This window comes from Gordonia sp. N1V (genome assembly GCF_029269935.1).
GTDB lineage: Bacteria > Actinomycetota > Actinomycetes > Mycobacteriales > Mycobacteriaceae > Gordonia > Gordonia polyisoprenivorans.
Genome location: NZ_JARJDD010000008.1, coordinates 21,361 through 41,936, shown reverse-complemented (window position 1 = coordinate 41,936; position 20,576 = coordinate 21,361). Strand labels below are relative to the sequence as shown.

The 20,576-nt window shown below is 66.6% G+C and carries 18 protein-coding genes, 1 tRNA gene and 2 pseudogenes; 6 read left to right on the top strand and 15 right to left on the bottom strand.

Annotated features, from left to right (window positions below; translation table 11 throughout):
• Positions 1-292: 292 nt before the first annotated feature.
• From P3L18_RS12395 to P3L18_RS12385, 3 genes and pseudogenes are all read right to left on the bottom strand, one after another.
• Positions 293-916 (bottom strand): annotated as a pseudogene (locus tag P3L18_RS12395) (BTAD domain-containing putative transcriptional regulator); the annotation flags it as partial.
• Positions 917-1,401: 485 nt separating this feature from the next.
• Positions 1,402-1,707 (bottom strand): nucleotidyltransferase domain-containing protein, encoded by a 306-nt coding sequence (locus P3L18_RS12390; RefSeq protein WP_276114202.1) that lies wholly within the window; start codon positions 1,705-1,707, stop codon positions 1,402-1,404.
• Positions 1,708-1,772: 65 nt separating this feature from the next.
• A tRNA-Ala gene (locus P3L18_RS12385) sits at positions 1,773-1,845 on the bottom strand.
• Between the two features lie 106 nt (positions 1,846-1,951).
• On the opposite strand from P3L18_RS12385, the gene P3L18_RS12380 reads away from it, so the two are divergent.
• Positions 1,952-2,722, top strand: coding sequence for a hypothetical protein (locus P3L18_RS12380; RefSeq protein WP_276114201.1), 771 nt, complete (start codon positions 1,952-1,954; stop codon positions 2,720-2,722).
• Here the strand turns inward: P3L18_RS12380 and glpR are convergent.
• From glpR to P3L18_RS12360, 4 genes are all read right to left on the bottom strand, one after another.
• Positions 2,679-3,938 carry a gephyrin-like molybdotransferase receptor GlpR gene (gene glpR / locus P3L18_RS12375; RefSeq protein ID WP_276114200.1) on the bottom strand — a complete coding sequence of 420 codons (1,260 nt, stop codon included), beginning with the start codon at positions 3,936-3,938 and terminating at the stop codon, positions 2,679-2,681. The genes P3L18_RS12380 and glpR overlap by 44 nt on opposite strands.
• Before the next feature lie 136 nt (positions 3,939-4,074).
• Positions 4,075-4,728, bottom strand: a complete 654-nt coding sequence (locus P3L18_RS12370; protein WP_020172090.1) for an SIMPL domain-containing protein — start codon at positions 4,726-4,728, stop codon at positions 4,075-4,077.
• Positions 4,729-4,760: 32 nt separating this feature from the next.
• Positions 4,761-5,423: a response regulator transcription factor gene (locus P3L18_RS12365; protein WP_020172091.1), complete on the bottom strand. Its 663-nt coding sequence runs from the start codon at positions 5,421-5,423 to the stop codon at positions 4,761-4,763.
• A complete protein-coding gene (locus tag P3L18_RS12360) occupies positions 5,420-6,685 on the bottom strand; it encodes a histidine kinase (RefSeq protein ID WP_276114199.1) in 1,266 nt (421 codons plus the stop codon). The genes P3L18_RS12365 and P3L18_RS12360 overlap by 4 nt, the downstream gene beginning before the upstream one ends.
• Positions 6,686-6,774: 89 nt before the next feature.
• On the opposite strand from P3L18_RS12360, the gene P3L18_RS12355 reads away from it, so the two are divergent.
• Positions 6,775-7,665, top strand: a complete 891-nt coding sequence (locus P3L18_RS12355) for a hypothetical protein (protein WP_276114198.1) — start codon at positions 6,775-6,777, stop codon at positions 7,663-7,665.
• A gap of 51 nt (positions 7,666-7,716) precedes the next feature.
• Here the strand turns inward: P3L18_RS12355 and P3L18_RS12350 are convergent, their stop codons facing one another.
• From P3L18_RS12350 to P3L18_RS12340, 3 genes are all read right to left on the bottom strand, one after another.
• On the bottom strand, positions 7,717-8,373 hold the full coding sequence (locus P3L18_RS12350; protein ID WP_014359199.1) for a GNAT family protein: 657 nt from the start codon (positions 8,371-8,373) through the stop codon (positions 7,717-7,719).
• 69 nt (positions 8,374-8,442) lie between these two features.
• A complete protein-coding gene (glp, locus tag P3L18_RS12345; RefSeq protein WP_276114197.1) occupies positions 8,443-9,747 on the bottom strand; it encodes a gephyrin-like molybdotransferase Glp in 1,305 nt (434 codons plus the stop codon).
• A 143-nt stretch (positions 9,748-9,890) separates the two neighbouring features.
• Entirely contained in the window at positions 9,891-10,841 is a 951-nt protein-coding gene (locus tag P3L18_RS12340) for a UTP--glucose-1-phosphate uridylyltransferase (protein WP_020172095.1), read from the bottom strand.
• Between the two features lie 145 nt (positions 10,842-10,986).
• On the opposite strand from P3L18_RS12340, the gene P3L18_RS12335 reads away from it, so the two are divergent.
• Entirely contained in the window at positions 10,987-11,562 is a 576-nt protein-coding gene (locus P3L18_RS12335; RefSeq protein WP_276114196.1) for a 5-formyltetrahydrofolate cyclo-ligase, read from the top strand.
• 18 nt (positions 11,563-11,580) lie between these two features.
• On the opposite strand, the gene P3L18_RS12330 is transcribed toward P3L18_RS12335, so the two are convergent.
• Complete coding sequence (locus P3L18_RS12330; protein ID WP_276114195.1) at positions 11,581-11,931, bottom strand: FmdB family zinc ribbon protein; 351 nt, start codon at positions 11,929-11,931, stop codon at positions 11,581-11,583.
• A 102-nt stretch (positions 11,932-12,033) separates the two neighbouring features.
• Positions 12,034-13,371, bottom strand: coding sequence for a Na+/H+ antiporter NhaA (gene nhaA / locus P3L18_RS12325; protein ID WP_035728727.1), 1,338 nt, complete (start codon positions 13,369-13,371; stop codon positions 12,034-12,036).
• Between the two features lie 191 nt (positions 13,372-13,562).
• Here nhaA and P3L18_RS12320 point away from each other — a divergent pair, with 191 nt between their 5' ends.
• The 3 genes and pseudogenes from P3L18_RS12320 to P3L18_RS12310 all read left to right on the top strand — a co-directional run bounded on the left by P3L18_RS12320 (position 13,563) and on the right by P3L18_RS12310 (position 17,585).
• On the top strand, positions 13,563-14,219 hold the full coding sequence (locus P3L18_RS12320) for an SAF domain-containing protein (RefSeq protein WP_006372098.1): 657 nt from the start codon (positions 13,563-13,565) through the stop codon (positions 14,217-14,219).
• 237 nt (positions 14,220-14,456) lie between these two features.
• On the top strand, positions 14,457-15,353 hold the full coding sequence (mscL, locus tag P3L18_RS12315) for a large conductance mechanosensitive channel protein MscL (protein WP_006372097.1): 897 nt from the start codon (positions 14,457-14,459) through the stop codon (positions 15,351-15,353).
• Positions 15,354-15,529: 176 nt separating this feature from the next.
• Positions 15,530-17,585 (top strand): annotated as a pseudogene (locus P3L18_RS12310) (heavy metal translocating P-type ATPase).
• 311 nt (positions 17,586-17,896) lie between these two features.
• Here the strand turns inward: P3L18_RS12310 and P3L18_RS12305 are convergent.
• From P3L18_RS12305 to P3L18_RS12295, 3 genes are all read right to left on the bottom strand, one after another.
• Positions 17,897-18,565 carry an MspA family porin gene (locus P3L18_RS12305; RefSeq protein ID WP_276114307.1) on the bottom strand — a complete coding sequence of 223 codons (669 nt, stop codon included), beginning with the start codon at positions 18,563-18,565 and terminating at the stop codon, positions 17,897-17,899.
• Between the two features lie 77 nt (positions 18,566-18,642).
• Positions 18,643-19,293: an MspA family porin gene (locus tag P3L18_RS12300; RefSeq protein ID WP_276114306.1), complete on the bottom strand. Its 651-nt coding sequence runs from the start codon at positions 19,291-19,293 to the stop codon at positions 18,643-18,645.
• Positions 19,294-19,950: 657 nt separating this feature from the next.
• Positions 19,951-20,574 carry a molybdopterin-binding protein gene (locus P3L18_RS12295; protein WP_276114194.1) on the bottom strand — a complete coding sequence of 208 codons (624 nt, stop codon included), beginning with the start codon at positions 20,572-20,574 and terminating at the stop codon, positions 19,951-19,953.
• Between the last annotated feature and the right edge of the window lie 2 nt (positions 20,575-20,576).

The window sequence follows — 20,576 nt, the reverse complement described above, 5'->3', positions numbered from 1 at the left end:
CGGTGCTCCGGTCGATGAACCACACGCCGTCGTCGAACGAATCGGCAACGCGCCGTGCCGCTTCCAGCGCCAGGCGCGTCTTGCCGACACCCGGGATGCCATCGAGCGAGACGGCGCGGTCCGATTCGAGCAACCGCACGGTCTCGGCGAGTTCGGCTGCGCGCCCGACGAACGACGTGTGTTGCGACGGCAGATGGAGCCGTCTGACGCTCCGATTGTGCTGGCCGAGAGCGTGGCGATGAGCCGCACGAATTTCGTCTCCCGGGGTGACGCCGAGTTCGGTCGCGAGGAGTTCGCGAACGTCGCGGTACGCGGTGAACGCCTCGGCGCGTTGGCCGGTCGCGGCGAGGGCCGCGATCTTCAGCGCCCACGCGTGCTCGTCGAGCGGGTCCCGGGTGATCAATGCTTGGGCCTCGTCGATCGCCCGATGGTGCCGACCCGATTCAGCACTCAGATCGGCACGACGGGTCAGCAACGCTGTCCGGACGACGTCCAGCTGCCGACGGGCCTGATCGAGGCCTGGGGAGGGCGCAGCCGTGGTGAACGGCTCGCCGCGCCACGTCGAGAGCACCGCGTCGAGTGCCGACGGGTCCACCACAGCACCGCTGAGCACCGCGACGCCGGCAGTTTCGAAATCGATCGAATCCACCGACACCTCATCGAGATCAAGCCGATACCCGGCGCGTTCGGTGATGATCACCGGCGGAAAGCCCTCGGGTACCAATGCTCTCCGCAACCGCCACATCTGCGATTCCAACGCCCGCTGGGTCTTTGCCGGGGCGTCGGCGCCCCACACCTCGGCGATGAGCGTTGACGCGGGGACCGGCCTTCCGGCGTGAGCACACAGCAGCGCGAGAATCGTCCGGGGTTTGGTGCCGCCAGGATTGACAATGACACCATCCCGCCAGACCACCATCTCGCCGAGATCCCGGATCACATACATGACGGGTCTCGCGCAGAGCTACTCGATGCGACTGGATTCTTCACTTGCTACTCCTGGCCACTCACCCCGACTTCGTTTTGCCTCTGCGACGCCGGGAAAGTCGTCTATTGCCCCAGCTCGTTCTCTGACTCGCTGAGCAGTGCCTCCAGTACCGGTATCAGGTCCGACACGTCCACCGTCGCTGCTGTCCACACGATGGAACTGTCTACCTGGGCATACCCATGCACAAGGACGTTACGCATGCCAATAATCTTGTGTACGTGCGGTATTCGTGCAGCCAGGTCCTCATCAACCCGCCGAAGGTTGCGAAGGCCTTCCCGACGATCTCAATCTGACGTTCGGTCGCAGACTCCACCAACAAGTCACCGATGTAACGCTCAATCGGGACATTGGCGACGATCAGCCCAACGTTTCGCGCTGCGGTCAACGCGTCCCAGATGTATCCTGCTGTGCTGTTGTCAGGCCGCGTAGACATCTTCAGCGCTGTCGAAGATCGACTTGGCGACATAGGGATTCTTCACCGCATTGGCCACCACGAGGTCCACATCGCGCCCTACGATCTGTTCAAGCGCCGATTTGAGGTCGAAGTAGTCATGAAACATGTTCTCTCGGCCGCTCTTGAACTCGACCAGGAAATCGACATCGCTACGGCCCGGATCGAAGCGGTTGGTCAGTACCGAGCCGAACACTCGTAACCGCTTGACGCCATACCGCGCGCACGCACCAGCGATCGCCTCAGCATCGAGCGGGATCGCGGTGGTCATGCCTCAGTCTCTCAGACTCCGAGCCGCATTTCGACAATCAGACCGACCTGCAAACGAGATCTCAGTGGAGCTAAGGGGAATCGAACCCCTGACCTACTCGATGCGAACGAGTCGCGCTACCAACTGCGCCATAGCCCCGTGCCGGTCCGGAAACCAACCGTTGACACTCTAGCAGCACCGCCCGCGCACCTCACAAACGCCAGGTCACACCGTGTCGTGACCTCGTGCCGCTATCCTGCACCTCGTGGCCGAGATGACGAATGAGCAGTTGGCAAGAGCGTTGGACGCAGCGATCGCGGTGATCGATCCGCTCCTCGACGTGCTGGCCGAACGGGACCCGCTGGGCCTGAAGGCACACACCTTCGACGAGGGCGACCATTCCGGGATCGCCGCAGTCCAGCACACCGTCGCCAAGGCGCTCGACGTCGCCGACTGGCCGGGCACCAAGGGCTGGACGGAGCTGTCGATGAAGGATCGCGCCGACTGGTGGATCAGTCGGCTCGGCACCGTCAACACGATCGCCGTGGCCTATCCCGGCGCGCTGGGCGCGTGGGCCAAGGTGTTGCCCCTGGCAACTCCGCTGGGCTTTGCCAATCAGGCCACGGTCCTCGTCGCGATCGCCCGCGAGTACGGCGTCACCGACCGCGCGTGGCAGATCCGCCTGCTCGCGTCGGTGCTGTGCGACCGCGACCTCCCCGATGACGCGCTCCCGGCCTCGGTGACACCGGTCGGCCCGGAGAACCCAACCTCGAAGCGATCGGCGCTGGGTCTGCTATGGGACATCGCGCAGATCCTGCGCAAGGTCGACGCACAGATGAGTCGACGCCCCCAGCCGCCCCGACCGTTCTCGACACTGTCGTGGGTTCCGCTACTGGGAGCGCCGTCGCTCTACATCGGGGAACGGCTGGCGCTGTGCCGCGCCGTCCGATCGGGACGCGAATGGATTGTCGCGCACCCGGAGTCGCTGGATGTCAGCCGGCCGCGGCCTGCCGGAAGTCCTCGTCCTCGCGCATGACGCGACGCCGCTGGAACGGCGGCAGATGGTCGAATACCGGGTCCTCGTCGTCGATCTCGAGGACCACCGCACCACCAGGACGACGTAGCCGCGGCGGCGGTGGGGCGGCAGCGAACTCCGGCGTCTGCATCTCGCGGCGCTCGCGCTCTGCGTCGGCCTTCGCGGCACGACGTGCGCGGGCGATGCGCTGGGCCCGAATCTGCTGCTCTGCCTTGACGGTTCGCCGCAAGTAGAACAGGTATCCGACGAACAGCACGCCCGTCACCCCGGTGGCGATCCAGCCGTATTGGCCGAACAGCACACCGCAGACGATGGCCGCAATGACCATTGCCGCAAGCGCCAGGGTGACCCGCTGGCGCTCCTTGTAGCGCAACGCGTCGCCGGTCGCATCGATCGTGTACGCGCTCCGACGACGAGACTTCCTGTCCTGCTTGACCTCCGGAACCGTTTCCTCCGCCGCGGCAGGTGTTGCCTCCCGACGCTTCCGGAGACCTTCGAGTTCTTCGTCGACCTCGTCTTCGAGATCTACTTCGTCGTCGTAGTCCTCATCGTCATCGTCATACTCGTCGTATTCGGAATCCTCGTAGTCACCGTCGAGGTCGTCCTCGTACTCGGCGCCTTCGTCGTCATACTCGTCGTCTTCGTCGTAGTCATCGTCGTACTCGGCGTTCTCGTCATCGCCGTACTCGTCCTCGAGTTCGGCGTCCTGGTACTGCGACTCGTCGTCGAGTTCGGCGTCGTCGTCCTCGTCGAGCAGATCCACCTCGACCTCGACGACATCGACCTCGACACGAGTGATGGTGACCTTTTCGGCCACCACGTCCTCGGTATCGTCGACGTCGTCGGCCTCGACCTCACCGGTGAGCACCTCGTCGGCATCGGAGTCGACCGACGAAACCGCTTCTGCAGTCCGGTCTTCGGCGTCGCCACCCACGGTGTCGTCATTCACGGTGTCGTCGTCCTCGGCGTCGAGAACCGCGGTCGCCGAGCGACGAGCGGTCGTGCGTTCGGCGACGTAGCTCGGATCGTGCGGGTGTGCACCGGCCGCGCGCCGCCGCCGGGTGCTGCGGGTTCGGGTGCCACCACGATGGAGGAGACGGGTCGCCTTGGCGACCTCGGTGGTCTTCTTGGTCTGCGGGCGACCCTTGATCACCATCGGCACCAACACGAAGAGCCACACCGCAACGAGGCAGATCCACAGGACGGAGTTCGGCATGGCTCTCCCTTTCTTCACTCTGGTTACACCGGGCCACTCCACAATCTAGGTGCGGACGCGCCGCATCCTGCGCAGACGCGCCGGGGCACACCCGAATCAGTCCAGTTCACATGCACTTCTCAGCGGACGCGCACCGTCATTCGGCGATGAAGCGCGCGTCGACGGTCACCGACAACTCGATGTCGCGGGATCGCAGGTCGAGCGATGGCGAGCTGCCGTCACCGGCGGGCGCGCCGGCGAGCAGTGCCCGGGGCATCGGCTGGTGGACGTCGAGCATCTCCGGGTCGGCGAGTTGGGTCGGGGTGACCGGTCCGCGCCCGACCGCATCAGCGTAGGCCTGCGCCTTGAGTATGGCGTCCTCGACGGCCGCGCGCCGCAACTCCGCCTCGTGCCGACGACGGCTCTCCCGGGTGAGTGCCCACCGCACGCCGGCGACGTCGACCCCGGACTCCTGCGCCCACACGTCGATGAACCCGCCCAACGCGTCGACGTCGGCGAATTCGATGTCGACGCCGATGTTGGTGGAGTACACGAGGTCTCGCAGCTTGCCCTTCGCGTCATAGGGCCGATGGGAGTACACGTGCACCGTGTCGCTCGACCACGTGGCCACGGCGTCGGTACCGGCCAACTCGTCGAGCGTCGCGATCAGACGCGCATGCACCTCGATCGCGTCCCGGTACACCGCTTCCCGTTCACTCCCCGACACCGCCACCCGAAGGTGCACCACCGCCCGCTCGGGCGCGTATTTCCCGTCGGCGTGGCCGCGGACGATGATCTCCAGCTGCGTCATGGCCCGATGCTACGGAACCCGACGCCGTCTGCTCATCCATCGCGTCGCACCAGGTCACGCTCGTAGGCGTAGATCACCACGTGAATCCTGTTGCGTAGGTTGAGCTTGGCGAGAATGTTGGCCACGTGCGACTTCACCGTCGTCTCGGAGACGAACAACTCCGACGCGATCTCTCGATTCGACAGTCCACGAGCCACGGCGACGACCACCTGCCGTTCGCGTTCGGTCAGGTCGTCGACGGGAACCGGGTCGGGTGCGGTGCGTGCGGGCGGAGTCGCGGCGTACGCATCGACCAGGGCGCGGGTGATACGCGGGGACATCACCGCGTCACCTCGGGCGACGGCCACGACCGCATCGACCAACTCCGCGCCACGCACGTCTTTCAGCAAGAACCCGGCCGCTCCTGCGCGGATGGCGTCGAAGGCGTACTCGTCGACGTCGAAGGTCGTCAACACCAGCACCCGCACCGAGGGGAGATGGGCCACTACCTTCCGGGTCGCCTCGACACCGTTCATCCGGGGCATTCGCACATCCATCAGGATCACGTCGGGAGCGCACGACTCCACGAGCGCCACGGCCTCGTCGCCGTCGGCGGCCTCCCCCACCACCTCGATGCCGTCGGCGGCCTGCAAGACCATCCGTAGCCCGAGCCGGACGAGTTCCTGGTCGTCGACGATGGCCACCCGGATCGTCATCGGTCGGCGCCTGTCGCGACGCGTCGTGTCGGGATGAACGCCCAGACCCGCCAACCTCCGCCCACCAGGGGTCCGGACTCCGTGCGACCGCCGTGGAATGCCGCGCGCTCGGCAATCCCGGTCAGTCCGAACCCCGGCTCGGCCGAGCGCCCGGAGCTGCGCCCGTCGTCGACGATCTCGACGTCGATCGCTTCGTCGCGGTAGACCAGGTTCACGCGAACCGTGTTCGCGTCGGCGTGTTTTCGCACGTTCGTCAAGGCTTCCTGCACGATGCGATACACGGTCAGCCCTTCCGGAGCCGACACATCGGTCGCGGTTCCCTCGACGATGAATTCGATGTCGACTCCGGTGCGCCGACACTCATCCACCAGGGTCTCGACGTCGTCGACACCGGGTTGCGGTCGGCGCGGCAGCTCGTCGGCGCGCAGGACCCGGACGAGGTCGCGCATGTCGTCGAGCGCCTCGCGGCCGGTGTCGGCGACGCGCCTCATCGCGTCCTGCGTGGCGGCGGGGTCGCGATCCCCGGTGGCCAGCGCTCCCTCGGTCAGCGTGACCATCACCGAGAGACCATGTGCCACCACGTCATGCATCTCCCGTGCGATCTGCTGCCGGTGACGCGCGGCCGCGAGCAGGTCGGTCTGATGCCGTTCATGCTCGCGTCGTCGGGCACCCTCCGCGGCGGCCACGATTGCATTTCGGCGGTTACGCACGGCGATCCCGGCACACACCGCTGCGATCAGCGGCCCGGTCAACAGCACGAGGGATTCGATGCGGTAGCCGCTCGCCTGCCACCGCAGCACCGCCAATACCGCACCAACCTCGACGACGGCGGCCGCAGCCCACGCCGTGCGCGCCGGGTACACCGACGCCACCGTGTACACCGCGATCAGCAGGGCGATGTCGGCCACCAACCGAAGGTCGAGGGCCCATTGCACGAATGCGATGAGCGCGAGCACCGCGAACACCGTCAAGGGAAGACGACGCCGCACCAACAGCGGAAGCGCCAGCAGCACACTCACGAGCAGCGCGGCCCCCGGGCGGTCCGCACTCGGGCCGCTCCGCTGACTCAATTGGATTGCGGCACAACCCAGCACAACCACGACGGGAACGATCACCGATACTGCCGGCGACGTCGCAACGATCCGAAACCACCGGCCGACGCGAGTGGCAACCGAGCCGTCGTTTGCCGCGGCCCCCGGAGCGGTGTCGGTCATCCACCACAGGCGCCAGCGACGTGCGGTCTCGGCAAATTGGGTCGGCATCGGAGCCAACTGTAGACCCCTGAATCGGCAAGACGCTTCCTCCTCACGAACGGTTTCGAGCTCGTCCGCGCGGAGGACGCTTCGTCGCGATGCACACCGTTCTCGCTGCCGATGTGCCGCACCGGCCGATGGGTCCACCATGGTTCGGGTCCCCGATCACCGAACGAAAGTCATTGCCCGTCATGCACACTCATCGCCACCGCCCAACTTCTCCAACGACCAGTACCGCCCAGATCGTCGCCCTCGGCGCGCTGACCGCCGCACTCGGCGCGGCGACGATGCTCGCGCCCTGGTTGCTCACCGGCCCCGGTCCCGACGGCATGACAACGGCCCTTGGCTCGGCGTTCGCCCATTTCTGGAAGAGCGGGTCGAGCACACCACCCGTCGATCTGACGGCTCTCGTCGACGGCTGGCGGCGCTTTCACATCGCGAAAGCCGTGATCGGCCTGGCGTTACTCGTCGTCGCATGTCGACTGACCATCGCCCTCTACCGGGGAACCAGCGAATCAACGCCCCGACGACCGCTGCGGGCGCTACCGGCCGCTACCGTCGCCGCGGTCGCACTCGTCATCGTGGCAGCGAACATCCAGGGCGCGATCGCACCGTTGTCCTCGCTACTGCCCTTCCTCTCCGGCAGCGGTGACCCGACGATCCTCGCGATCGCTGGTCGGGTTCACGCCGAACTCGTTGCACCCGTCGGCGGCGAGTTCTCGGCACCGTTGCAGGTTCTCGTCGACGACTTCGCCCGGTACCACGCGGCATTCGCGGTGATCGCCGGCGTGCTCACCGTCGGTGTTCTCGGCGCGACCGGCGTTGCTCTTCGTGCCGCGGCGGTTGCACCCCACGGCGCCCGGACACGGCCGCTCGCCTGTGCTGCCGCGTTGACGGTCGTCGCGCTGACCACCGGAGTGGTCTGCGCCGCGAACATCAGCTCGGCCGCTGAGTCAGCACAGGCTCTGGCGGTGTTCTTCGGTGGCTGAGTTCTTCGGTGGCTGACCGGTGCCCGTCGACCCACGCCGGCGGCAAATCGGCTACAGAAACGCCGCCCGCCCCGACCGCACGAGGGTTTCGGTGGCGCTGCCGGTGATCTCCTCCGCGGTGAGGGCATAGAGGAAATGATCACGCCAGCGCTTGTTGACGTCCATGTACCGCTCGAGCAGCCCCTCGCGTCGGAACCCGATCTTGCTCAACACCGCTTGGGAGGCAACGTTGTCCGGTTGGACGGTTGCGTCGAGCCGGTGCAGCCCGACCGGACCGAAGCAGTGGTCGACGCCGAGCGCGACGGCCGCGGTGGTGATGCCCTGTCCGGCGTGGCCGGCGTCGATCCAGTAGCCGATCCATGCGGTGCGCACCGCGCCGCGTTGGATGTTGCCGACGGTGAGCTGGCCAATGTAGACGCCGTCGAGTTCGATCACGAACGGCAACAACGTCCCTCGCTTGGCCTCGGATTTCAGCACCGCGAACAGCGGCGGCCAGGACGAGACCTGATGACGCGACGCCCACGATCCGACACCCGTCGGTTCCCACGGCATCAGCGAGTTCTGGTTGCGGATGCGCAATTCGCTCCAGTCCTTGGCGTCTCGCAACTTCACCGGCCGTATCGTCACCGCACCCGCCCTGGTCCCCAGAGGTCCCAGCGTCGCGGGCCACCCCGGACTGACCGGCTCACCACTCAGCCACCTGAACACATCTGGGAGTCTATGCGGTGACCATCGCCCGGCGCGGAGGTAACCGGCACGCGCGCCGACTCGTCGGCGTCAGCCGCGTTGGGCGAGGAAGGCGACCTCCACCTCGTCGCCGATCCCGAGTTCCTCGACGTCGGAGTCGACGATGATCAGACAGTTGGCCTCGGCGAGTTCGGCGAGCAGATGACTCGATCCGGTCGGCGACGCCCCGAGGACCTGCACGAGGTATTCACCGGAGCGTTCGTCGCGCATCAGCTGTCCGCGCAGATATCCCTTGCGGCCCTTGACCGACGCGATCGGACCGATGGTGCGTGCCTTGATGACCCGGCGCATCGGTTGCCGTTTGCCCAGCGCGATGCGGATCAGCGGACGCACCATCACCTCGAACGAGACCAGGGCGCTGACCGGATTGGACGGCAGCAAGAAGGTGGGTACCTCGTCGCGGCCGAGCCGGCCGAAGCCCTGGACCGAGCCGGGGTGCATGGCCACGCGCACTATCTCGAGGTCTCCGAGATCACTGAGGGCATCGACGACCGCGCCGCCCGCCTGTCCGCCGATCGCACCGCAGATCACCACGATCTCCGACCGGATGAGTTGCGCTTCAACGACTTCCCGCATGCGGGAGCTGTCACGTTCGGCGATGCCGACTCGGTTGACGTCGGCGCCGGCGTCGCGGGCGGCCGCGGCGAGGGCGTAGCTGTTGACGTCGTAGATCTGTCCGGGTCCGGGAGTGCGGTCGATGTCGACGAGTTCGGAGCCGATGGAGATCACCGACAGTCGCGGACGCGGGTGCACCATGACGCGCGCATGCCCGACGGCGGCGAGCAGACCCACCTGCGCCGACCCGATGATCGATCCGGCACGGACGGCGACGTCACCGGGCTGTACGTCGTCGCCGACGCGTCGCACGTAGTCGCCGCTCTCGACGCCGTGGCCCACCTTGACCTTCGACTCCCCGCCGTCGGTCCACCGCAGCGGCACCACCGCGTCGGCGAGAGTGGGCATGGGAGCACCGGTTTCGACGCGCACCGCCTGCCGCGGTTGCAGACGGGTCGGGGTGCGGGCACCGGGTGAAACCTCCCCGACCACCGGCAACGACACGATCATCGGTTCGTTCGCCTCGAGATCGACGAGTTCGGCACCGCCGGCGTCGAACTCGTCGAGATCCTCGGGTGCGGGCACCCCGGCGAGTGCCACGTCTACCGCACGTACCGCGTATCCGTCGACGGCGGCCTGGTCGAAGCCGGGCATGGGATGTTCGGTGACGACCTCTTCGGCGCACATCAAACCCTGGGCCTCGGAGATCGCCACACGCACCGGGCGCGGCGCGACCGCCGCGGCCGTCACCAACGACAGATGATCCTCAACCGAACGCATCTCACCTCACTCCGCCGCCGGCCCGTGCGCACTCTCATCGGCCGGGGTACCTACCGGTCGACCTTCGGGTAAAGGCTAGTCGTCGGGCAGGCGCACGCGTGTCAGGCGCGCGGAGGGCCGCATACCCGACACCAGAGGGCGGGTCAGTCCTGCTTGAGGCGCTCGGTGAGCCACTCGCGCAGGTCGGGGCCGTAGTCGTCGCGGTCGAGGGCGAAGTCGACGGCCGCTTTCAGATAGCCGCCGGGGTTGCCGAGGTCGTGACGGGTGCCGTGATGGACGACCACATGCACCGGCTCACCTTCCTCGATGAGCAGGGCGATCGCGTCGGTCAGCTGCAATTCGCCACCCGCACCGGGCTTGATGCGGCGCAGCGCGTCAAAGATCTTGCGGTCGAGGATGTATCGGCCGGCGGCCGCGAGATTCGACGGCGCATCCTCCGGTGCGGGCTTTTCGACCATGCCCTTGAGGCGCTTGACGTTCGGGTTGTTGGCGTCGGGCAGGTCCTCGACGTCGAAGACGCCGTAGGCACTGATCCGGTCGCCGGGGACCTCGATGGCGCACAGCACCGATCCGCCGCGTCGTTGCCGGGTGCGAGCCATCACCTCGAGCACTCCGCCGGGCAGCACCAGATCGTCGGGCAGCAGCACCGCGATCGCGTCCTCGTCGTCGTCGAGGTAGTCCTCGACGCATCCGACGGCATGGCCGAGACCGAGCGGCTTGTCCTGGATCACCGAGGCCACGTCCAGCAGCGACGGTGCCTTGCGGACCTTGGCGAGCATCGCCGCCTTGCCGCGCTTGGCCAGCGTGTTCTCCAGCACCAGGTCTTCGACGAAGTGCGCGACCACGCCGTCCTTGCCGGGTGAGGTGATGATCAGCAGCCGTTCGGCACCGGCGGACTTGGCCTCCTCGGCGACGAGTTCGATGCCGGGGGTATCGACGACGGGCAGCAACTCCTTGGGCACCGTCTTGGTCGCCGGCAGGAATCGTGTGCCCAGACCCGCGGCCGGGACCACCGCGGTACGTGGGATCGGCGGGGTGTCGGGTACGTCGTGGTACTCGGGAATCTCGGTCGTCGAATTACTCACGCTGGTCATGAGAAACACCCTAATGTCGGTTGCCGGGAAGCAGCCACAGATACGATTCGCGAACGCTGGGAGATTGCCGCCACCGAGACCGGTGTCACACCTGGTCAGCGCTACGATACGCGCGGCACCTGCGATCTGAGGCGAAGGAGAACCCGTGGCGGGCAAGGACGAGTTGCGGGCCGGCTTCGTAGCCCGGCGAGCGGGTTTGACCGTCGAGGACCGTGACCGCGCATCGACCCGGCTCGTCGCGCACCTCGCATTGAGCCCTGTGCTGCTCGACGACACGGTGACGGTCGCGGCATACGTTCCGGTGGGCGCCGAGCCGGGGTCGGTGGCATTTCTCGACGCACTGCGCGAGCGCGGTTGCACGGTGTTGTTGCCGGTGGTGCCGTCCGGACCGCCGGCGCCGCTGGACTGGGTGCGCTACGACGCGCGAGACTCGCTGGCCAGGGGGCGTTTCGGACTTCTCGAGCCGACAGGCCCGCGGCTGGGCGTCGACGCGGTCTCAGAAGCCGACGTCGTCTTTGTCCCGGCGCTGGCGATCGCCCGCACCGGTGTCCGATTGGGCCGTGGCGCAGGCTATTACGACCGCAGCATCGCTGGGGTTGCGGGCGCGCTCGTCGGCATCGTCTACGACCATGAGCTGGTCGACGATTTACCCGCCGACGCCTATGACGTGCCGATGGGGTGGGCGCTCACGCCGAATGGTGGGTTCACACGGATGCGGTGAGCGAGCCTGGTGCGTCGGTCAGGCCGAGGCTGGTGTCGCTGCCTTGGCGCTGCCCGAGGGGCTCGACGACGACTTGGAGTCACTGCTCGACGACGACGAGCTGGTGCTGCTGCTCGAGGAGTCCGAGGATGAGCTCGACGACGAGTCGGACTTGGATTCCGAGGAGCTGCTGCTCTCCGACGACGACGAGCCGTTGCGCGAGTCGGTGCGGTAGAAGCCGCTTCCCTTGAACACGATCCCGACGGAGTTGAACAGTTTGCGCAGCCGCCCGGTGCACTGAGGGCACTCGGTGAGCGAGTCGTCGGAGAACGACTGCACGACGTCGAACTTGTTGTCACACTCCGTGCACGCATACGAGTAAGTGGGCACCGAAAACCTCCACAGGAACGTAGGAACCTCGATCAGTTTAACCGAAACTGGCACTCGGACATTCCGAGTGCCAGTAGACGCGGTTTGTGCTGGTCAGGAAGGTTATCCGCCGATGACCTCGATGTCGCGGTCGGGAATGCCGTCGCGGTTCATGTCGGGGTCGCGGGTCTTGCGCGCGTCCCAGCGCAACAGCAGCCCGGCGAGGGCTGCGGCGATCACCGAGCCGATGAGGATGGCGGCCTTGGCCGGCGCCGCATGCTCACCGTCTTCGAACGACAGTTCCGAGATCAGCAAGGCGACGGTGAATCCGACACCGGTGAGCATGCCGATCGGTACGAGGTCACGGAGACCGATGGCATCAGGCAGCCGTAGCGGCGTGAATCGGGTCATCACCGCGGTCGCGCCGAGCACGCCGACGATCTTTCCGAGCACCAGGCCCGCCACGATGCCGAGCGAGACCGGTTCCACCAGCGCACCGCCGGCGCCGACGAGAGAGACCCCGGCGGCCGCGAAGGCGAACACCGGTAGCGCCACCGACGACGACCAGGGCCGTACCGTCTCGTCGAACAGTTCCGCGCGACTGAGCTTCTCATCACGAATCGGCTTGGCAGGCACCACGAATCCGAGCAGCACGCCGGCGACCGTGGCGTGTACCCCGGAGGCGTGCATCAACGCCCACGCCACCAACGCCAGCGGCAACAGCAACCACCAGTGAGTTCGCGGCGCCCGCACAGCGAGTGCAAAGACTACGACGACGAGCACCGCGGCACCCAACATCAGCAGATCGATGGTGTCGGTGTAGACGGTGGCAATCACGATGATGCCCAGCAGGTCGTCGACGACGGCCAGCGTCAGCAGGAAGGTGCGCAGCGCCAGCGGAAGGCCACGCCCGCAGATGGCGAGGACCGCCAGGGCGAAGGCGATGTCGGTGGCCGTCGGCGTCGCCCAGCCGTGCAGCGCCGACGGATCGTCCGAGGTGGTGCCCACAACCAGCAGATACACCAGGGCAGGAGTGACCATGCCGCCGACCGCAGCTGCGATCGGCACACCGGCGAGTCGCAGATCGCGCAGTCCCCCGGCGACGAACTCGTGTTTGAGCTCCACACCGACGACGAAGAAGAAGATCGCGAGCAGACCGTCGGCCGCCCATTGCGCCAGCGTCAGGTGCAGGTGGAGTGACTCCGGCCCGACCTCGATGGCAAGCAGGTGGTGGTAGGCCTCGCGCCAGGGTGTGTTGGCCCAGACAACCGCGATTGCCGCGAAGGCCAACAGCAGGATGCCGCTGGTGGTGTCGAGGGCGAGTACCCGCAGCAGGCGTGCTCGTCGGTCGGCAACGCGCCAGGGTGTGTGGCCGGTCTTGGCGGGATCCGACTCGGCGTGGGGGTCGGTGCAGGTGTTGTCGGGGTCCGTCACGGGCGGCTCCTGATCGGTCGTCGGCAAGAATCCGGCTCGTCACGAGCGCGGAGCCGACCAGACTTCCCGGCACACCGGGTGCCATTCTCCCAGTTCACAAGAGCCCACGTCCAATCCGGGAGGTCCACCCTGTGGAAGAACAAGGCCCGCAAGCCTTTTGTCCACAGGGCGCCCCTCGATCCGGATCGGGGGCGCCGAGAACCGCTAATTTGCCCCTCATGAACGTGTTCGGAGGTGGTTCGGCACTCGGGCCGCGACTGCGGGATCGCGTCGCTCACGCCCTGCGTCCCGGCTGGGCGCGGTCGGTGATGATCAGGCGCAGCGCAGCGCTGCTACTCGTGGCGGTGGCCGTGGCCATCGGCGTCACCGGTCAGCGCGCGAAGAACGATGCGCCGGTCCTGGTGGCGGCGCGCGATCTGCTTCCGGGACACACCGTGACCGGCACCGACCTGCGCGAGCTCCGCATTCCGGTGGACCTCGTGCCCGACGGAGCGCTACGGCTGACCGCCGACGGCGAGTCGCATACGGTGACCGGCCCGGTACGCGCCGGAGAAATCGTCACCGAGTCGCGGCTGTTGTCGCCGCGCCTGCCGATGGAGTTGACCGGACGGGCCGATGCGCGGTTGGTGCCGGTCCGACTCGCCGACGACACGGTCGCATCATTGCTACGGGCCGGGGATCTCGTGGACGTGCTCAACGCCCAGGCACAGATCCTGGCCGCGGGTGCCATCGTCGCACTGGTTCCCGGTGCGGGCCCGACGACACCGACGCGCGCAACGACAAACCCGCCGATCTTGCTCGCGATGACCGAAACCGCAGCTCATCGAGTTGCGGGAGCAGGGCTCGACGTGCCACTCGCGGTGGTCCTGCACTGACCTCGCGCGCTGTCAGCACCGGCCGATCAGGCCACTCCGACGCCGAGGGGACACCTGGATCCCGGGCGGCACCACGACCCACTGGACACAATTACTGGCGCGCGTCTTGTCGACTCACTGAGCGAAATACTCAGTCTCGTTTACGATCCTGGATAGAGTTTTCTAAAGGTCCGTGCCCACCCATGGACGACACGGCATGAATACCCGGCACCGAAGACCGATCAGGAAGGACCGGAAGTGCTCAAGGGCTTCAAGGATTTCATACTCAGAGGCAACGTCGTCGAATTGGCCACCGCGGTCATCGTCGGCGCCGCGTTCACCGGTATCGTCACGGCGTTCACCACCGGCATCATCAATCCGTTGCTGGCGGCCATCCCCACCGGGCAGGGCGACTGTGGCTCATCGACCACAAAGGCCGGCGAGACCGCCGTCAACAACCCGGTCTCGGTCTGTGGGCTCGGTTTCAAGATCACCGACAACCAGGCGACCTTCCTCGACTTCGGCGCGCTGATCGCCGCGATCATCAACTTCCTGATCGTCGCCGCCGTCATCTACTTCATCATCATCGTTCCGTACAACAAGCTCGCATCGCTGGGCAAGAAGCCCGACGAGGCCGAGGCCACCGAGATCTCGCTGCTCACCGAGATCCGCGACTACCTGGCTCCCGAGGGCTCGAGCTCGGCAGCCAAGGAGCAGGCGCAGTCGATTCTCCCGCCGCACCTCAGTGACCCGTCCGGGCCGCCCACCGGCGTCCCCGGCGGACCGTCCGAACGCGATCCCGGCGCAGGCAGTGCCGTCGACACCACGACCAAGCGAATCAGCACGCCGCCCGCACCGTATTCCGATCCGGCACCGTCAGGACCGTTCACGCCGCCCGAGCGTCCCAGCCAGGGCCCGGGCACCACGCCGTATCCGGGACCGGGCTCGCCGACGCCGTCCCCCGCGCCGGGCAACTATCCTCCACCGGGTAACTACCCGCCTGCCGGTGGACAGCCCGGCAATTACCCGCCGCCCGGCAACTACCCGCCCGGTAACTATCCGCCGCCCGGTCAGCAGTATCCGGGCGAGCAGTACCCCGGGGAGCAGTACCCCGGCGACTATCCGCCGGACGGCCCCGGCCGCCATTCCCGCTGAGTCGCGAACGCCTCCATCGAAGGCCCGTATCCCGAAAGGGATGCGGGCCTTCGGCGTTGACGGACGCCGATCCCCCACGGTCCGAAGCGTCGTTGCGACATACCCCCTAGGGGTATATGGTCGGCGGCATGGAGCAGCACGACCAGCACGGGACAACGACCGATCACCCGGACCACATGCAAACAGCGCACGCCAGCCATTCCGGTCACGGTGCGATGAGTGGTCACGCCGGACACGGAGATCACGTCGCCGTGTTCCGCCGGCTCTTCTGGATCATGCTGGTGCTCGCGATCCCGACCGTGGTGTTCAGCGGTATGTTCGCCGAACTGATCGGCTACTCGCTCCCCTCCGCCGACTGGGTGCGCTGGATATCGCCCGTGATCGGGACCGTGATCTATCTGTGGTGGAGGTCGACCCTTCCTCGGCGGGGCGGTAGGCGAGATCCGTTCCCGCGCACCGGGGATGATGCTGTTGATCGCGCTCGCGATCACCGTCGCGTTTGTCGCGTCGTGGGGATCGACCCTGCATCTGCTCGACCACGAGCTCGATTTCTGGTGGGAGCTGGCACTTCTCGTCGTCATCATGCTCCTCGGTCACTGGATCGAGATGCGTTCGCTGGCGCAGGCGACATCAGCACTCGACTCGCTCGCGGCATTGCTCCCGGACTCCGCCGAGAAGGTGGTCGACGGGCAGACCGTGAGCGTCGCGCCGGCCGACCTCGTCGTCGGCGACGTGGTGCTCGTACGCCCTGGCGGATCGATACCCGCCGACGGTGTCGTCCTGGACGGGTCGGCGAACCTCGACGAATCGATGGTGACCGGCGAATCCACGCCGGTCACGCGGGGCGTCGGGGATTCGGTGGTGGCAGGCACCGTCGCCACCGATTCCGGTCTGCGGATCGAGGTCTCGGCGATCGGCGACGACACGGCCCTGGCAGGGATCGGACGACTCGTGGCCGAAGCACAGGGATCGTCCTCGCGGGCACAGCGTCTCGCCGACACTGCCGCCGGCTGGCTGTTCTGGTTCGCGCTGGGCTCAGCCGTTCTGACGGCGATCGTGTGGGTCGCACTCGGCATGCCCGACTATGCCGTCGTCCGTACCATCACCGTGCTCGTCATCGCCTGCCCGCACGCGCTGGGACTGGCCATCCCGTTGGTCGTCGCGATCGCCACCGAACGGGCCGCGCGCGGCGGGGTGCTGATCAAGGACCGCTTGGCGCTCGAGTCCATGCGGACCGTCGACGCGGTCTTGTTCGACAAGACGGGCACGCTGACCAAGGGCGAGCCCGCGGTCACCGCGGTCGAGCCGACGCCGGACCACTCCACCGACGACGTACTCACCGCTGCAGCGTCCGCAGAATCCGGCAGCGAACACCCCCTGGCCCGTGCGATCGTCCAGGCCGCTCGCTCCGAGGAACTGAACATCGCACCCGCACAGGACTTCTCATCGTCTCCGGCCGTCGGCGTCACAGCGACGGTAAACGGTCACGAAATCCATGTGGGCGGTCCGCGCATGCTCGACGAGATGGGACTCGACGAGCTCGCCGTCGCCGACGACTGGCGCGCGCAGGGCGCGATCATCCTGCACGTGGTCGCCGATGGCGCGGTGATCGGCGCACTGCGACTCGCCGACGAGGTCCGCCCCGAATCGCGGCAGGCCGTCGACGCCCTACACCGCCTCGGCGTTCAGGTGGTGATGGTCACCGGAGATGCGCAGGCCGTCGCCGACAGCGTCGCCGCCGAGCTCGACATCGACCGCGTCTACGCGGGTGTACGCCCAGAAGACAAGTCCGCCACGGTTTCTGAGCTTCAGCGCGAGGGCCATCGGGTCGCCATGGTCGGCGACGGCGTCAACGACGCCCCCGCTCTCGCACAGGCCGACGTCGGCATCGCGATCGGTGCGGGCACCGACGTCGCGGTCGCCTCCGCCGGCGTCATCCTCGCATCGTCCGATCCCCGCTCGGTGTTGTCGGTGATCGAGTTGTCGCGTGCGGGCTATCGCAAGATGCAGCAGAACCTGTGGTGGGCAGCGGGATACAACCTGATCTCGGTGCCGCTGGCGGCCGGCGTGCTCGCGCCGATCGGCTTCGTGCTGCCGATGAGTGTCGGCGCGATCCTGATGTCGGCGTCCACCGTCGTCGTGGCGCTGAACGCCCAATTGCTGCGCCGGCTCGACATCTCACCCGAGGCCAGCTCTCGCCGAATCCTGCACCAGCGCACTGAAAACGGATAATTCGACCACATCGGGCGGAGCGATCGACCGGCCAGCGCTTTCACAGGTTTCCCCGAACGACTCCCAAGGTCGCGGGCCTAATGTCGGTCCCGTCGGCAACACCCGGCCGGCTCACGGTTAATCGAGCAACCGTGGTGCCGTGCGGGAAGTGCGCATCTCCCCGACCCGCGCACAACTCACACGGCGCACCTCGTTCCGCCAGGATCGCGGTCCTCCCCTATGCCGCGACCGAAGGAACGACAAAGGGCGGGAAACCATTTCTGGTTTCCCGCCCTTGTTGCGTGAAGGACCGTGAGATCCAGCCGCGAATGTCAGCCGATGCTGAACGGCTTGCCGTAGGCGGTCAGAACACCCTTGACAGCGTCCGTCTCAACGGTGACCTGAACGACTGCCTTGGCCTGTGCGTAGCCGGCGCAGCCGTCAACCCCGAACTTCTCCTGGCTGTAGGCCACACCACCGGTGGTACCCGAGAAGGTGTTCGCGTTGATGGCGTTGTCGCTGCTGTCCTCGAGACCGACGAGGGTACCGACGGTCGAGATGAACTTCGCCTGACCCGGGCCGAGAGTGACAGTGCCGCCAATGCTGGACGAGTCGGTATCAGACGCACCGCTGTTCAGGCCCTGGCTCAGGACGTTGCCGGAGCCACCCTCACCGCTGGCGCCGAAGTTCACCTGGCAGCCGACGATATAGCCAGCCGAGATGGTGCCACCGTCAGCCTGGCCACCGACGGTGACGCGGATCTTGCCGGAAACGAACACCTCACGGCTGGTGGCGATGTTGGTGACGGCCGGGTGCACATCTGCAGCCTCATCGTAAAGCTGGATGGTGACCGGAGTGCCGTCGACGAGCTTCTTGACGACCTTGGCTCCGGGCAGCGGGCCCGCCACGGCGCCACCGGCTCCCAGGCTGGTGAGGCCCATCAGTGCGGCGCCGACGACGCCGGCGGCCGCGATCGCACGACGTGTGCTGATCTTCTTCATGATTCCCCTTCGTGGAATGTCTTTCTGCTTGTGCAGCAGAGAAATCTCAGAGTTGTTGCTGGTTTGTCTGCTGGCACTCAGTTGAGACTGAAGGGCTGGCCCCACAGGGTGGACTGGATGTAGCCGCCCTCGCTGTCGATCACGTCGTTGTCGGTGTCGACCTTGAAGCCCTTGCCGGCCATCACGTATACGAACGAACGAGCCTGCGCAAAGCCGCCGCATTGCTGGACATCGATTCCGAAGTGATCAAGCTGGAAGGCCGCGATGCCCTTGTCGCCGAGTTCCTTGTAGTCGACGACCTTGGTGGTCACCTGACCCGGAGTCAGCGGCACGGAGAGCGAACCACTGAGCGAGGGGCTGGACGGAAGCGAGAAGCCTCCGGAGATACCGCCCGAGAGGCCTTCGATGTTGATCTGGCATCCGATCAAGAAGCCCACATACACACGCCCGGTGACATCATCGTTCGACTTGACGGTGTACACACCCGAGACCTCAGCGGCACGCCCAGCACCATTTGCCGCCAGCGAAGGCACCGGCCATGCATTCTCGCCGGTGCGGATGGTCTGCACCTTCTCACCGTCGAGGCCGGTGACGACCTTCGATCCGTTCGCCAAGGGAGCCGCCGCGGCGTTTCCCGTACCCATGCTTGCCAGACCGATCGCCGCGGCCGCGGTGATGGCGCATGCCCCCGCAGCACGGCGCAGCCCAAGCTTGCTGAACTTGCTCATTCGTTCCCTCTCACAGGATTCGGCTAAATCTCGCAGGACATGCACCCACACGTCCCGTCCTGACCTCGGCGGTCGAAGGCAGTTTGTCCGACTCGCGTAACCCGATCTCATCGACAGGGTTAACGGGAGGTGAACGGCCCTCGCCACCACTACATCGCCACTCGCGTGGTTCTGCAGGACCCGCTACCGGTCCTCCACGCTGGGTACCGGTGTAGTCCGTGCGAACGCTATCTGAGAGGTCACAAAGAGGGCAACAGCTGGAATCAGCCGTGTCTCAGGGAATTCATTCACTAACATGCATCTGCCCTCAGCAATCGAAACAACGCCCAATGTTAATGACAGGAAAACTGGCTGCTGCTGGGGCTGTGGGCACTATTCGTAGTGCGGCGGACGCTCATGGTCGTAACGCGCACGCCCCTCATTATTGTGACGTAGATCACGTTCATCGCGAGTTGTTTCGGGCAACGAATCACCGAAGATCGCGTCCAGGTCACGCCGACGTCGCGCGGCATCACGAACATGAACCGACTGCTCATCGGCCAAATTTGGATCGGACGATCCATGCACCTGAGCGCATTCGTGTGCCGCGTCACCCGCGCCGTGAGTCTCATGTCCGGACAACAGTTCACCCCGTCCGAGTGCGTGAATCCGACAGGGTCAGAAGTCCCTGATATTCGAGATCACATGTTTTGCGAGAGGCGCCACGGTCGCCATCCCGTCACGGACCGCTGCCCGTGAGTCGGCGATATTGACCACGAGCGTCTGCCCCGAGATTCCGGCCAGCCCGCGCGAAAGTCCGCCGTCGGTGGCGCCCGCAGCCAGTCCCGAGCTCCGAACCGCCTCCTCGATACCGCGCAGTCGGCGATCCAGAAGTGGTTCGGTCGCCTCCGGCGCGACATCGCGGGCGCCCACGCCCACACCACCGACCGACACCACCAGGTCGACCCCGCCGATCACCGCGGTGTTCAGTGCGTTGCGGATCTCCACCTCGTCGCCGGGGACGAGGATCGTCGCGTCGACGTGGAAGCCGGCTTCCTCCAGCAACTCCCCCACCAGCGGGCCGAGTGGGCTGTCGACGTCGCCGTGGGCCACCCTGTCGTCGACCACGACGACCAGCGCTCGACCCACCTCGTCGCCCGCGGACTCACGTGCCGAACCGCCCTGACGGGCTGCGAATGCGCGCGCAGCGGCATCGGCGGCCACCACGTCGGCAGGATCCACCTCGGTACCTTCGGTCATCGGGAGCTCAGCCACCTGAAAATCGGAGTCGCTGGTCATCATGG

What these genes read in the sequence shown, in the direction of transcription:
- P3L18_RS12390 (WP_276114202.1), bottom strand. Translation starts at nt 1,707, where the DNA reads ATGACCACCGCGATCCCGCTCGATGCTGAGGCGATCGCTGGTGCGTGC.
- glpR (WP_276114200.1), bottom strand. Translation starts at nt 3,938, where the DNA reads ATGCCGAACTCCGTCCTGTGGATCTGCCTCGTTGCGGTGTGGCTCTTC.
- P3L18_RS12370 (WP_020172090.1), bottom strand. Translation starts at nt 4,728, where the DNA reads ATGACGCAGCTGGAGATCATCGTCCGCGGCCACGCCGACGGGAAATAC.
- P3L18_RS12365 (WP_020172091.1), bottom strand. Translation starts at nt 5,423, where the DNA reads ATGACGATCCGGGTGGCCATCGTCGACGACCAGGAACTCGTCCGGCTC.
- P3L18_RS12360 (WP_276114199.1), bottom strand. Translation starts at nt 6,685, where the DNA reads ATGCCGACCCAATTTGCCGAGACCGCACGTCGCTGGCGCCTGTGGTGG.
- P3L18_RS12355 (WP_276114198.1), top strand. Translation starts at nt 6,775, where the DNA reads ATGCACACCGTTCTCGCTGCCGATGTGCCGCACCGGCCGATGGGTCCA.
- glp (WP_276114197.1), bottom strand. Translation starts at nt 9,747, where the DNA reads ATGCGTTCGGTTGAGGATCATCTGTCGTTGGTGACGGCCGCGGCGGTC.
- P3L18_RS12340 (WP_020172095.1), bottom strand. Translation starts at nt 10,841, where the DNA reads ATGACCAGCGTGAGTAATTCGACGACCGAGATTCCCGAGTACCACGAC.
- P3L18_RS12320 (WP_006372098.1), top strand. Translation starts at nt 13,563, where the DNA reads ATGAACGTGTTCGGAGGTGGTTCGGCACTCGGGCCGCGACTGCGGGAT.
- P3L18_RS12305 (WP_276114307.1), bottom strand. Translation starts at nt 18,565, where the DNA reads ATGAAGAAGATCAGCACACGTCGTGCGATCGCGGCCGCCGGCGTCGTC.
- P3L18_RS12300 (WP_276114306.1), bottom strand. Translation starts at nt 19,293, where the DNA reads ATGAGCAAGTTCAGCAAGCTTGGGCTGCGCCGTGCTGCGGGGGCATGC.
- P3L18_RS12295 (WP_276114194.1), bottom strand. Translation starts at nt 20,574, where the DNA reads ATGATGACCAGCGACTCCGATTTTCAGGTGGCTGAGCTCCCGATGACC.